We start from the raw sequence: 13,013 nt of genomic DNA, 5'->3' as shown, positions 1-13,013 counted from the left end.
GCGCGGTCGCCGAGATGATGGACGGCAAGCCGGAGGCCAACCCCCTGCGCGGCCTCGGCTTCCCCAAGGTCCCCGTCCCCTTCTACAACGGCACCGCCTGGTTCCTGCCGTTCGGCGGCGCCTACTACAAAGCCAAAGACCGCCTGCGCTGAGCCGACGCCGAAGACGGTGACACGGTAGGGGCCTTCCGCGAGTGCAAAGCGGAAGGCCCCCGCAGTTTCGGGACAAGGCGTACCCCTGTGAGACGTTCGCTGTGGCTCCAGCGGATCGCCGTCAAGCTGTCCGAGAGCTGCAACGACCTGCGCCTGCTGTCCAGCGGGCCGCGCGCGGGACTGGGCGAGATCAACCTGCCGCCGGTGCAGGCCGGTTCGTCCATCATGCCCGGCAAGGTCAACCAGGTCGCTGGTGCCGCGATCGCCCGAGTGCTTGAAAGCGGACAGTTCCGCTGGGGCGAAGAGGTGCCGGATTTCGAGGAGGAATTCGCGAGCTGGGTCGACGCGCGGCACGCTGTCGCCGTGGGCTCGGGTACGGCCGCCCTGACAGCCGCGCTGCGCGCGCTCGGGATCGGACCGGGAGACGAAGTCATCACGGTCGCAAATACCGATCTCGCCGGATCGGCCGCGATCAGCGCGGTCGGTGCGTCCGTCGTCTGGGTCGACATCGCTCCTGAGTCACGATGCATCGACACAACCGCCTGCGAAGCCGCGATCACGGCACGGACCCGCGCCCTGCTGCCTGTCGACATGTACGGCCATCCCGCCGACATGATCGAGATGCGGCGCATCGCCGATCGCCATGGCCTTGCGCTCGTAGAGGATGCCTGTCTCGCGCTCGGCGCAGAGACGGACCTCGTTCTGGGAGAGCGCGGACCGCAAGCCATCGAGCTGCTCAACGAGGGGGAGTCGACCAAGCGTCCGTACTCCCCATCACGATCAGCCGCCCTCACAAGGCGCATGGGCCGCAAGCAGGTGTCCTGTCCGAGGAGGGAGCAACGGTGGTGCCTGACGACGTAGTCCCCGAAGTCATAGGACTCGCCGGCATCCACCGCGCCTCCGACCGCGACCTCATGGTGCCCCGGGAACCGCGGCAACTGCTCCGACCGCCGATGGACGAGGAACCGCACAACGCCGCTTCGTGATGGTCCTCCATCGGCCGGACGGGGCGGCGGCGAGGTGCTCGGCCGGTACGGCGACCGGAGTTCCGCGCAAAGGAGATTTTATGAAAACGATTATCATGTATCTTCGGTGCGTTCCGGATCCCACGAGAAGAAGCGAGGGCATCGATGCTGCGCTCACCGTCGAGATACGTTCGAGGCTGGATCACCGCAGCGACAGTGGGGTCCGTACTGGTGGGATGTGGAGCGTCCACCGGACCCGCGAGCGAAGAAGCCGCCGCGGCCGGTACCAGGACCGACGTCACGGTGAAACCCATCAAGGCGACACGGGAGTTGACCGACGCCCACGGCGTCAAGGTCTCCCTGAAGAAGGAACCGCAGCGCATCGTCTGCCTGTTCGCGCTCTGCGACGACATCCTGACCGAGCTGGGCATCGTCCCCACGGCCACGAACAGCGCCCTCCTCGCCCACCCCGACTTCCTGGGGAAGAAGAAGGCGAAGGAGGTCGACATCATTCCCGGCGGGTTCATCGCCCCCGAGGTGGAGGCGATCCTCTCCCACAAACCCGATCTCGTGATCGGCCTGGAGGACACCCACGGCAAGCTCGCTCCGGCCCTGAAGGACGCCACCACGTTCTGGCCCATGCAGCCCGAGACATGGCAGGACAGCGTGGGGTACCTGCGTGATGTCGCCGCGCTCACCGGCCGCCCCACCGAGGGTGAGAAGGCCGAGAAGACCTTCCGTACCAAGCTCGCCGAGGCCGAGCGGACCAAGAGTGACAAGACCGCGCTCGTCATCTACGGCAGCGACGAGAACTTCGGTGTCGCCACGCCGGGGACGGACGTGGCCGGTGGACTGTTCCCCAAGCTGGCGGACTATCCCTGGAAGTCCCGTGGCGTGGAGGGGAGCTACAGCCTCGAAGAGATCCTCGCGCGTGACGTGGACGTGCTGTTCGTCGAGACGATCGCCTTCGGCGAGGCGGACGGCAAGCTGTCGGAGAAGCTGGCGAAGAACCCGCTCTGGGAGAAGATCCCGGCCGTGCGGAACGGGGACGTCCACGAGGTGAACTCCGAGGTGTGGGCCAAGGGCCGCGGCACCCGCTCGCTGGGCATCGTCCTCGACGAGGCCACGGCCGCGCTGCGGTGAGCGCACCCACCGACACCGAAAGCGCGGTAGGTGGGGTGACCTCGGGCGAGCGGTTCCCGCGATCCAGTGGGACCCGGCACCGCGCAGTGCTCATCGGGCTGTTGGTCGCGGCGTCCGCTTGCGCGCTGAGTCTGGGCACGCCGTACGTCCCGCTGTACCGACTGCCCGGTGCGCTGCTGGACGCCGACAGCACGCTCGCCGGCGTCGTCGTCACCGAACTCCGCGTGCCCCGGCTGATGCTGGCGCTGATCGCCGGGCTCTGCCTGGGCTCGGCGGGGCTCGTACTGCAGGAGGCGCTGCGCAACGCCCTGGCCGTCCCCGAGATGCTGGGCGTGTCGTCCGGGGCCGCGCTCGGGGTCGCCGCACCGCTGGTGCTCGCGGTGTCCATCCCCGCCGCCGTCCAGCCCCTGCTGGCCATCGGCGGGGCCGCGCTCGGCGGCGGGCTCACGCTGCTCGCCGCCGGGTTGGGACGCAGCCCGTCCGCCGTCCTGCTCACCGGAGCCGCGGTCGCCGCCGCGTTGCAGGCCGCGCTGCTCGTGCTCATGGTGATGGCCGACCAGTTCGACCTCCAGTTGATCTACCGGTATCTGCTCGGCTCGCTCTCCGCCCGCACCTGGGACGACGTCACCGGGCTGTGGCCCTGGCTGCTCGTCGCGTTGCCCGCGCTCGTGCTGTGCGTACCGGTGCTGTCGGTGTTGCGGCTGGGGGACGAGGACGCCGAGGCGCTGGGGGTGCGCGCGCAGCGGGCCAGGTTCGCCGCGCTGGCCATCGCCATTGTGCTGATCGCGCCCGTGACGGCCGTGTGCGGGCCGGTGGCGTGGGTCGGGTTCCTCGCCCCGCACCTCGCCAAGCGGCTCAACCCGGCGGCTGACGCGGTGCGTTGGCTGCCCTGGTCGGCGGCGTGGGGAGCGGTCGTGGTGGCCGTCGCCGATGTCCCGGCCCGGCTGGCGCTGGCGCCCGTGGAGACACCGGTCGGTGCGTGGACGGCCCTCCTCGGTGTGCCCGTCGGCGTCGCCCTGCTTCGGTCGGGCCCTCGGAAACCGACGGCTCGGCGAGGAGCGGCGCGGACCGACGCCGCTCGCCCGGCGCCGCGGGGGACAGGTCCTGAAGCCTCGCCGTCCGCCGCGAAGGAGAACCGGTGAAGCGGCGCTTCGCGGTGTTCGCCGCACTCGCCGTCGTGTGCGCCTGCGGGGAACTGCTGGCTGGGAGGGGGATGTCCCCGGCGGTGGTCCGGGACGTCCTCGGCGGGGGCGGTGACGCGACGGAGCGGCACATTCTGTTCCAACTCCGCCTGCCCCGGATGCTGGTGGCCCTCGCCGCGGGGGCGTGCCTCGGCGTGGCGGGCCTGGTCCTGCAGTCCGCCCTGCGCAATCCGCTCGCCGGCCCGGAGGTCACGGGCGTGACGCCGGGCGCGGTGCTCGGGGCCGTCACCGCGACCGCTCTCGGGCTCGCGGGGTGGGAATCGCCCCTCGCCGTCGTCGTCGCCGCCTGCGTGGGCGGGTGCACCGGAGCCGCGCTGCTGTGGCTGCTCGCGGGGCGTGGCCGGGGAGACCCCGCGCAGACCGCCTTGCACGGGGTGCTCGTCTCGGCGGTGCTCGGCGGGCTCACCGCCATGGTGCTGCTCGTCGCGCCGGGTGAGCTCGGCAGCGTCGTCCAGTGGCTCGTCGGCACGACCGAGGGCCGCGTGTGGCAGCACTGGCACCTGCTCTGGCCGTGGGCGCTCGCGTGGGGTGCTGTGGCGTGGCTGCTGGCCGGGCCGCTGACCCTGTTGCGCTGCGGCGACGACATCGCCGGTGCCGCCGGGCTGTCCGCCGCGCGGGCCCGGAGCCTCGCGCTGTTGTGCGCGGTGGCGCTGACGGCGGGTGCGGTGGCCGCCGTGGGGGCACTGGGTTTCGTCGGGCTGCTTGTGCCGCACCTCGCGCTGGCCGTGTTCGGTGCGGACCTGAGGATGACGCTGCCCGGCGCCGCCCTCGTGGGTGCGGCCGTTGTGTGCGGATCGGACGCGGCCGCGCAACTGCTGTCGCGGCTGCTGGCGGTCGCGCTGGATTCCGGGCGGCTCACGCTGCCGGTCGGTGCCCTCACCACGTGCCTCGGAGCCGCGCTGCTGCTGGCCGTCGTACGCCGCTCCCCGAGCCGAACGTTCTGATGTCGACGAAGGACAGAGCATGACCGAACCCGTGGGGATCCGCGTCGAGAAAGTCCACTTCGGCTACCCCGGACGCCCCGTGCTGCGCGGCGTCGACGTGACCGTCGAACCGGGCGAGCTGACCGCGCTCATCGGCCTCAACGGCTGCGGCAAGTCGACCTTGTTGCGGCTGGCCGCCGGGCTGCTGCGGCCCGACGAGGGGCGCGTGCTGCTCGGCGGGAACGACCTCGCCCGGCTCTCCCGCCGCGCCACCGCCCGGCACGTCGCACTGCTGCACCAGTCGGCCCCGGCCGTCCCCGGCATGACAGTGCGTCAACTCGTCCGTCAGGGCCGGTACGCGGCGCGCGGCCCCCTCGGCATGCTGCGCGAGGGCGACGACCCCGTCGTACGGCGTGCACTGCGCGATGTCGGCGTGGAGCAGTGGGCCGAGCGGGACGTAGACGCGCTGTCCGGGGGTGAGCGGCAGCGGGTCCGGCTCGCGATGGCACTCGCGCAGGACACCCGGGTCCTGTTGCTCGACGAGCCGACCACGTACCTGGACCTGCACCACCAACTCGACGTGCTGCAGACCGTGGTGCGGCTGCGTGAGGAGCGGGGCCTCACCGTCGTGATGGTGCTGCACGACCTGGCCCACGCCGCCCGGTTCGCGGAGCGGATCGTGGCGCTGCGGGACGGCCGCGTGGTGGCCGACGGGACCCCGAAGGAGGTCGTCACCCCAGGGCTGCTCGCGGATGTTCTGAAGGTGGCGGGGCGGGTCGGCCAGGACCCCGAGGGCGGCTGGCCGGTGTGCTACCCGGATCACCCTCTCGCAGGGGACGAATATGCACGCCCTATTCCCTGAGGTGAAGTACGGCGGTCCACGGGACGCCGTACTTCCTTTGCCGGAGTCAGGCCCCGGCGAACCGGGCCCCGTCCGACTGCTCCGTATCTCCCTGGCGGCCTCGGGCGGTACAGGACAGGACGGCTGCGGCCCGCCGGGTCCGCGGGAGCGCCGCCCCCGGTGGACGCCCGGTTCGTCGTGGGTACCAGCTGCCCGCTGCCGCCCCGGCCACGACCCGCGTGCACCCTCTCGGCCCGGCATCCGACGGCGCGCTGCCCGGGGAGACCGCCGAACTCACCGTCACCCCGCGCGGCGCACGATCTCCCACTCCGACCACCACACCGGGCCGCTGATCCTGCTGGACACCGAACACGCCACCGCGGCGCTGTGGCTCGCGAAGCGCGCGCCGGGCAGGGGACGCACCGCGGTCCGCCTCGACGGAGGCGCCGAAGCCCCTCTCGCCGCACCGCATTTTGACCCGCCCGAGTCGCGCGCCGGCTTCGCCGTCCACCCGGCACACGTGACCGCCGGCCGGTCCTCGCCGACAGGCCGGCCCGTCGGCCCTCGGCAGCGGGCCGACCTGGGCGCCGCGCCCGGCCGGGACTGGATCGGCCACAGCCCCGCCCTCGGCACCACCTACTCCCAAGAGGGGGCCTCTTGATCGTCCACCCCGAGCTGCGCCGCGCCGCACGGCACGCACGGCGCCCCCTGCTCGCGGCCACTCTCCTGCAGGGGGCCGTCACCTTGACCCACCTTGCGCAGGCCGTGCTGCTGGCCGTCGCCCTCGCCGACGTGGCCACGGGCGACACCGACCGGCTCCCACTGCTCGTCGGGACGGTGCTCGGCGTCGTCGTCGCCCGTGCCGGGCTCAGCCACTGGCATCGGCGCACCGCCACCCGCGCCGGAGCGCAGGTCAGGATCCGCCTGCGGGACGAACTCCTCGCCCACCTCGGACGGCTGGGACCCGCGCACCTGACCACCGCGCGCGCCGGCGCTGTCCGCACCACCCTGGTCGACGGGGTCGAGGGCGTCGATGCCTATGTCTCCCGCTACCTGCCCCAGCTCCTCATCACCCTCTTCGTGCCGCCCCTGCTGCTCGCCGCCCTGGCCACAGTAGAGCCGGCCGCCCTCCTCGGCCTCGTACCGGCCCTGCTGCTCGCCCTGTTCGGGCCGCGCGCCTGGGACCGGCTCCTCGCCAGGCGCGGCAAGGAACACTGGGACACCTACGAGCAACTGGGCGCCGACTACCTCGAAGCACTGCAGGGCATGCCCGCGCTGCGGGCCGCGGGCGCCGTCGGCCGCACCCGGGAGCGGCTGGAGGAACGCTCGGCGGCGCTGCACCGGGCCACGGTCGCCAAGCTCCGCGTGTCCCTCGTCGACACCGGGCTCACCGACCTGGCCATCCAGGGCGGCACCGCGGCCGCCGCGCTGCTCGCCTGCTGGTCGGCCGTCACCGGATCCACCACGGCGACCGGCACCTATCTGGTGCTGCTCCTGGCCTCCGAGTGCTTCCGGCCCGTACGTGACCTGTCCCGTGAGTGGCACGCCGGATACCTGGGCGTGTCGGCCGCCGACGGACTCGCGGCACTGCGCACCGCCCAACCCGCCGTGCCCGACACCGGAACGGCACCAGCACACTGGCCGGGCCCGCCCCACGTGCGCTTCGAGAACGTGGAGTTCACCTACGACGGCGCCGACGCGCCGGCGCTGCGCGACGTCACCTTCACCGCCGAGGCGGGACGGGTCACCGCCATCGTCGGCCCGTCCGGCGCAGGCAAGTCCACGCTGCTCGCCCTGCTCCTGCGCCATCGCGACCCACAGCGGGGCCGGATCACCGTCGACGGCCAGCCCGTGACCGAGTACACGCTCGACTCACTGCGGCAGGGCATCGCCGTGGTCTCCCAGGAGACCTGCCTCTTCCACGCCACCATCGCCGACAACCTGCGCCTGGCCCGGCCCGACGCCCAGGACGACGACCTGAAACGCGCCGCACGCACCGCAGGCATCCACGACGAGATCGCCGACCTCCCCGACGGCTATGCCACCGTCCTCGGCGAACGGGGCGCCACCCTCTCCGGCGGCCAGCGCCAGCGCCTCGCCCTCGCCCGGGCCCTGCTGGCCGACGCTCCGGTGCTCGTGCTGGACGAGGCGACGAGCGCGGTCGACGAACGCCGCGAGGCGGACATCGTCCGCGAACTGCTCGCCGCCGCGGGTGGCCGGACCGTCCTGGTGGTCGCGCACCGCCTCGCTGCCGTCCGGCACGCGGACCGCATCGTGGTGCTCGACGGTGGACGCGTGGACGCCGTCGGTGCGCACGCCGCCCTTGTCAGGGCCGGGGGCGTCTACGCCGAGCTGGTCAAGGCGGGCCACACGTATGAAGGAGGGCTCGTCGCATGAGCAGCATCACCGACGCCGACGCCGTCATCTCGCACAGCAGCACCACCGACGCGTCCGTCCCCGCACGGGGTTCACTGCGTGCCCTGTTGCCGGCCCTCGGCGGACACCGGGCGATGATGGCCCGCACCTGCGCCGCGGCGCTCGTCGAACAGGGCTCGCTGGTCGCGCTGCTGACGCTGGCCGCGCACACCGTCGGTACCGCCGTCATCACCGGCCGCGCCCCCTCGGCCGGTACGGTCACCGCTCTGGTCGTCCTCGTCCTCGTACGCCCCCTGATGACCTGGCGCGAGATGGACCTCTCGCACGATCTGGCCTACCGGGTGCTGGCCGAGCTGCGTGTGCGGGTCTTCGACGGGCTCGCCCGCAGCGCACCCGCCCGTGTGGCCGGCCGGCGCAGCGGGGACCTGGCCGCGACGGCGATGGCCGACGTGGAGGCGCTGGAGTTCTTCTACGCCCACACCACGGCCCAACTCCTCGCATCCGGCCTGGTGTTCACCGGTGGAGCCACAGCATTGGCCACGGTGGAGCCATGGCTGCTCGCGGCGGTGCTGCCGGTCGCCGCGCTGCTCGCCGTGGCACCCTTCGCCGAGGCGCGTGGACGCGCGGCGCGCGGGGCCCGTACCCGGGCGGCCGCCGCGAAGCTTTCGGCCGACACCGTGGAGGCTGTCGACGGGCTGCGTGAACTGCTCGCGTTCGGCGGGCTGTCCGAGCGGCGCGGCCGTCTCGCCGAGCAGGGCCGGAGGGTGGGCGAAGCCCAGCGCGCGGAGGCCGCATGGGAGGCCATGGCCGCCGCCGTACGCGATCTGCTCATCGTGCTCGCGGTGCTCGGCGTGGTCGCCGCCGCCGCGCAGTCCGTGACCTCCGGACGGCTGCACGGAGCGTGGGCCCCGGCAGCGATGGCGCTCGCCCTGTCGGTGCTGGGCCCGGTCGCCGAGTCGGCCAGGGCGCTGAGCCAGGCCGTGGGTCTGCGCGCTGCGGCCGCCCGCGTCGACGCGGCTGTGAAGGCGCCCGCTCTGGCTCCGCCGCCCGCCTCACCCCGCCCGCTCCCCCCGGGCCCGCTGGGCGTCCGGCTGCACCGGGTGAGGTTCGACTACGGGGGCCGGCCCGTGCTCGACGGCGTCGAGCTGACGGTTCCTGCGGGCCAGATCCTCGCCCTGGTCGGTGTTTCCGGAGCTGGGAAGTCCACGTGTGCCCATCTGCTGGCCCGTTTTTGGGACCCGTCCGAGGGAGCCGTCCACCTGATGCCCGGCGACGGCGCCTGCGTCGATCTTCGTGACCTGGCCGACGCCGAACTTCGCCGTGCCATCGCCGTCGTGGGCCAGGAAACCCCCCTCTTCCATGGCACCCTCGCCGAGAACCTGCGCCTCGCCGCACCGGACGCGGACGACGACCTCCTCGCCGAAACGGCCCGGTCGTGCGGCGTCGACCGGATCGCCCCCATGGACACCCTCGTCGCAGAGCGCGGCGCCACCCTCTCCGGCGGCCAGCGCGCCCGGATCGCCCTGGCCCGCGCCCTGCTGACCGACCCCAGGATCCTCGTGCTGGACGAGACCACCGCCCACCTGGACAACGCCGGTGACGCCCAACTCGCCACCGCGCTCGCCCAGGGCAACCGCACCACCCTCGTCATCGCCCACCGCCCCGCCACCATCCGCCGCGCCGACCGCATCGCCGTACTCGAAGCCGGCCGCATCGCCGAGGAAGGCACCTGGGACGACCTCACAGCCCGCCCCGACGGCGCGCTCAACCGCGTGCTGACCGTCACACCGTCCTGAACTCGATGCACCGCCGTGGCCGCGACTTCGATTCGCGGGTGCGGGGCCGCGGCGGTGTCGCTTCCTCGCCCCGCCATGCCAGATCAGCGGCGGCACTCAGCCCTCCTCGACCCCTCACCGCGTACTCCGGCCGCGTGTCCGCGGAGAGGGACCGGCGGCCGCGGGGCGTACCGCAGGGTGGTGGAAATGCGCGTCAGGTCGTCGGCGCGGTCGTCGTCCAGGACGAAGCCGATCCAGGCGGCCCGGCCACCGGCTCTTCGTCCGGCGGTGGAGCTGCCGGGCGTGGCCGGTGCGGGGGGCCGCAGGCGGCTCGACAGGAGGCCGTCCGGCGCTGTCTCCCCGTAGACGCCACCGTCACATCTGCTCCGGCCGACCCCAGATCAGCCGACGGAATTCGGTTCGGCGTCACTCGGTCGGCGCGACTCGGGTCAGGTCCGACGTCCGCCATGGGCCGACTGCTCTGGCGGCCTCCGCACGTGTGCCGCGATGCGACGGCCGGCCGGCCCTGGTGCGTGCCGGCGGCGTGAGTAGCGCGGCGGCGGCGAGTGTCGCGGCCGCGGTGACCGGGCCCGAGATGTGCGGTCCCTGAACGAAACCGTCCGCGAAGCCTCCGGTGCCGGGGCCGCCACCGGAGTTGGTGGCGACGATCCCCCCAGGACGGCGCCCCCCGAGCGGGCGCCCACCTGGCGGGTGGTGCTGATGGTCGCGGCGGGCCAGCCCCGACTGCCGCACCGGCAGGGCGGCCACCCCGGCGAGCTGCGCCGGACCGATGGCCGCGCTCATGCCCGCTCCGAGGACCACCGGAGACGATCGAGTCGACACCCCGCAGATGTCCTGGCTGCTCGGCACGTCGGCCGTGGTGCTCGTGGCGTTGGCGGTCATGTGGCGGCCGCTGTCGTTCGCCAGCGCCGATCCGGAGGTGGCCGAGGCACGGGGAGTGCCGGTCCGCGCACTGTCCTCCGCCTTCAAGATCGTCCTGGGGCTCGCGGTCGCGCTGCCGGTGCAGATCGTCGGGGCGCGCTTGGTCCTCACCCTCGCCGTCACTCCCGCGGCCGCCGCGGCCCGGGTCACCGCCTCAGGTGCTGCTGCCCGTGCAGAGCGTGGTCTTCGCCGACGATCTACATCGTTTGCCGTTCCGCCATGCCCGGCCGTTCACGCCCTCAGATGTCACGGCAATCTCATTGCCAACCGTTTATGAAAACGATTATCGTCTTTGTTGTGCCCGAGGTGGGCATGAACATGACCCAGGGGGGTTTCTTTTGCGTACCCACAGACGCCTGCTGACCGTCACCGGCATCGCCGCCGCCGCACTCGCCACGGCCGGTCTCAACACGTCGGCCTTCGCCGCCACCACGCTCAGCAGCGGCCACGTCGACGTCCTCGACGCCGAGTGGGACGGCGCCGACCTGCATCTGCACGTCCACGACGAGGAGGCCGGCACCGAGTACGAGCCGGCGGACGTGACGCTGGCGGTGCCGGCGGCCGCCAGGGTCGCCAACCCCGGCCACGGCTGGCTGGGAACGGGCAGCCAGGTGTGGCTGCTCCCCGACGACGAACTCGTCGCGGACTCCCGCGGCGTGCTGTTCCCCGGCATCTCCACCGAGCACCTGGCCACGGGTGTCTTCGCCAACAACACGGTCACCTACAGGCTGGTCAGCGCCACCCGCAACGGTGCCGCCACCGAGGACTTCAGTGTCTACGCGGGCAGCACCCGCTGGTACGACAGCAACACCGCCACCACCTCCTTCAAGTCCAGGACCTTCGGAGTCGGCACCCACAACCACGCCAACTGGGCATTCGAGGAGGCCGGTACCTACCAGCTGACCTTCAGGGTCCAGGGCACGGTTAGCGGCGTGACAGAGCAGGCCACCGCGACCTACACGGTCGTCGTCAGCTCGTGATGCGGGCCCTGACGCGCGACAGACGCGCCTTCACAGCCGCGGCTCTCACCACGGCGACCGCGGTGCTCCTGGGCGCGGCAGGGCTGGCCGCCGCCGGCGGCAGCGGGCCTGCCCGCGCCGCCGGCGGTGCCGTCGTGCTCGACGAGGGCGAGCTCGATTTCACGCCCCGACTGGTCGACGGGAAGCTGGAGTTGAAGATCGACGACCGGAGCAGCGGCACGACGGCCGTGCGTGAGCCCTCCGACGTGGTGCTGCACGCGGTGCAGTCGTCCCTGCAGTCCACCCTGGACCCGGTGGCCAACGTGCTCGGCATGACGACCACGGACACCTCCTGGCAGCTCAACGGCTGGGAGGCGGAGAACATCTTCGCGCCGGAACCGGGCTGGAACGGCTCCGAGGCGGGCGGCGACACCGAGGTCACGCTGTCCGGATACGACGGGCCCGGGGACTTCGGTATGGCCACGTACACCCCCGAGATGGACAACGTGGACGCTCCGGCGATCCCGTATCTCGGCAGTGTCGCGTCGGTCCAGCGCACCTTCACGCTGCCCGGCGACGAGGAACGGCTGCTTCCCATCTGGCAGTTCACCGCGGAGGGCGTCTACCGGCTGACGTTCACGGTGACCGGCGGCGGCTCCACCGACACCGAGACGCTGGCCGTGGTCGTCGGCGACGACGTCGACCCGAACGACGTACTGCCCGGCGACGGCTCCACTCCGACGCCTTCGACGTCCCCGCCGTCCTCGACGTCCTCGAGCACCTCGCCCTCGACGAGCCCGACGCCCACCGCACCGTCCGCGCATGTCATCGACAACGGCCACCTCGATCTGGCCGCGCGCCCGGTCGACGGCTCGCTGCAGTTCCAGCTCAAGGAGGGCACGGCCCTCGACTACGACTGGTATCAGCCCGACGAGGTCGTGCTGCATGTGAAGCCTGCGGCCAGGCGGAAGATCACTGAGGGGTACGAGTTCTTGGGGCCTGTGGGCGGCCCCGTGTGGTGGCTGCCGATCCAGCAGCTCGACGGTCTGATCTGGCCCGGCTGGAGCACCGACCAGTTCAGGAGCTCCGAGATCGACGGCCGTGTGGCCTTCCGGCTCGATACCCTCCAGGGACCGGGCGCGTTGCACATCTTCGGCGAGGACGCGCTCGGCAAGGTGATCATGCAGGCCGACAGCTCTGACGGGCTGCCGGACAGCTTCGACCTGTCCGTGCCGACCCACCGTCACACCGTGTGGACCTTCGCCGCCGAGGGCGTCTACCGCACCACCTTCACCGTCAGTGCCACCCTCGCCGACGGCACGAAGGTCAGTGACACGGAGACCATCGCCTGGGTGGTCGGGGACGACGTGGACCCGTCGACCGTGAAGCCGGGTGAGGGGGACGAGCCGACCGCGACACCGACGGCCGGCCCCTCGGGGTCGGCCTCCGAGACGACGACCGCGACCGCATCCCCGTCGGTGTCCGCATCCGGCTCGGCGAGCCCCTCGGGCCCGACTGCGGCCCCGGGCTCCAACTCCTCCGGAACAAGCGGAGGTTCGTCGACCGGCGGCAACGGCACCTCGACGTCCGGCGGCCTCGCCTCCACCGGCGCGCAAGTCACTGTGATCGCAGGCGTCGCTGTGGTCGCCCTGCTGGTGGGCGGTGGTGCGGTGTTCTTCGTACGACGTCGCCGTACCGCCCAGTGAAAGCTCCGCGTACGACGGACCGGCGCCTG

The 13,013-nt window shown here is 72.5% G+C and carries 12 protein-coding genes and 1 pseudogene; 12 read left to right on the top strand and 1 reads right to left on the bottom strand.

The features are described 5' to 3' along the window. Positions 1-239: 239 nt before the first annotated feature. From ABT063_RS21940 to ABT063_RS21900, 9 genes are all read left to right on the top strand, one after another. A complete protein-coding gene (locus tag ABT063_RS21940; protein WP_351059048.1) occupies positions 240-1,013 on the top strand; it encodes a DegT/DnrJ/EryC1/StrS family aminotransferase in 774 nt (257 codons plus the stop codon). Next, positions 998-1,138 (top strand): hypothetical protein, encoded by a 141-nt coding sequence (locus ABT063_RS52235; protein WP_502990858.1) that lies wholly within the window; start codon positions 998-1,000, stop codon positions 1,136-1,138. Before ABT063_RS21940 ends, ABT063_RS52235 begins: the two co-directional genes overlap by 16 nt. A gap of 144 nt (positions 1,139-1,282) precedes the next feature. Beyond that, positions 1,283-2,260, top strand: coding sequence for an ABC transporter substrate-binding protein (locus ABT063_RS21930; RefSeq protein ID WP_351059047.1), 978 nt, complete (start codon positions 1,283-1,285; stop codon positions 2,258-2,260). A 101-nt stretch (positions 2,261-2,361) separates the two neighbouring features. Further along, the gene (locus ABT063_RS21925) at positions 2,362-3,402 is read left to right on the top strand and encodes a FecCD family ABC transporter permease (RefSeq protein ID WP_351059058.1); all 1,041 of its coding nucleotides are present in this window, start codon (positions 2,362-2,364) and stop codon (positions 3,400-3,402) included. Further along, on the top strand, positions 3,399-4,406 hold the full coding sequence (locus tag ABT063_RS21920) for a FecCD family ABC transporter permease (protein WP_351059046.1): 1,008 nt from the start codon (positions 3,399-3,401) through the stop codon (positions 4,404-4,406). Before ABT063_RS21925 ends, ABT063_RS21920 begins: the two co-directional genes overlap by 4 nt. Positions 4,407-4,425: 19 nt before the next feature. Beyond that, complete coding sequence (locus ABT063_RS21915) at positions 4,426-5,247, top strand: ABC transporter ATP-binding protein (RefSeq protein ID WP_351059045.1); 822 nt, start codon at positions 4,426-4,428, stop codon at positions 5,245-5,247. Next, positions 5,228-5,887 (top strand): hypothetical protein, encoded by a 660-nt coding sequence (locus tag ABT063_RS21910; RefSeq protein WP_351059044.1) that lies wholly within the window; start codon positions 5,228-5,230, stop codon positions 5,885-5,887. The genes ABT063_RS21915 and ABT063_RS21910 overlap by 20 nt, the downstream gene beginning before the upstream one ends. Further along, positions 5,884-7,623, top strand: a complete 1,740-nt coding sequence (locus ABT063_RS21905; RefSeq protein WP_351059043.1) for an ABC transporter ATP-binding protein/permease — start codon at positions 5,884-5,886, stop codon at positions 7,621-7,623. Before ABT063_RS21910 ends, ABT063_RS21905 begins: the two co-directional genes overlap by 4 nt. Next, positions 7,620-9,398 (top strand): ABC transporter ATP-binding protein, encoded by a 1,779-nt coding sequence (locus tag ABT063_RS21900; RefSeq protein ID WP_351059042.1) that lies wholly within the window; start codon positions 7,620-7,622, stop codon positions 9,396-9,398. The genes ABT063_RS21905 and ABT063_RS21900 overlap by 4 nt, the downstream gene beginning before the upstream one ends. A 405-nt stretch (positions 9,399-9,803) precedes the next feature. Here ABT063_RS21900 and ABT063_RS21895 read toward each other — a convergent pair whose 3' ends face one another. Beyond that, complete coding sequence (locus ABT063_RS21895) at positions 9,804-10,181, bottom strand: hypothetical protein (protein ID WP_351059041.1); 378 nt, start codon at positions 10,179-10,181, stop codon at positions 9,804-9,806. Positions 10,182-10,212: 31 nt separating this feature from the next. Between ABT063_RS21895 and ABT063_RS21890 the strand changes: the two are divergent. The 3 genes and pseudogenes from ABT063_RS21890 to ABT063_RS21880 all read left to right on the top strand — a co-directional run. Next, positions 10,213-10,510: pseudogene (locus ABT063_RS21890) on the top strand (metal ABC transporter permease); the annotation flags it as partial. A gap of 147 nt (positions 10,511-10,657) precedes the next feature. Further along, entirely contained in the window at positions 10,658-11,299 is a 642-nt protein-coding gene (locus tag ABT063_RS21885; protein ID WP_351059057.1) for a choice-of-anchor M domain-containing protein, read from the top strand. Then, entirely contained in the window at positions 11,299-12,984 is a 1,686-nt protein-coding gene (locus ABT063_RS21880) for a choice-of-anchor M domain-containing protein (protein WP_351059040.1), read from the top strand. Before ABT063_RS21885 ends, ABT063_RS21880 begins: the two co-directional genes overlap by 1 nt. Positions 12,985-13,013: the final 29 nt, after the last annotated feature.

Origin of the sequence: Streptomyces sp. NPDC002838, from assembly GCF_040295365.1 — a bacterium.
In the GTDB taxonomy this organism is placed as follows: Bacteria; Actinomycetota; Actinomycetes; order Streptomycetales; family Streptomycetaceae; genus Streptomyces.
Note: the sequence above shows the minus strand (reverse complement) of the source record. Positions and strands in the feature narration are given on the sequence as shown.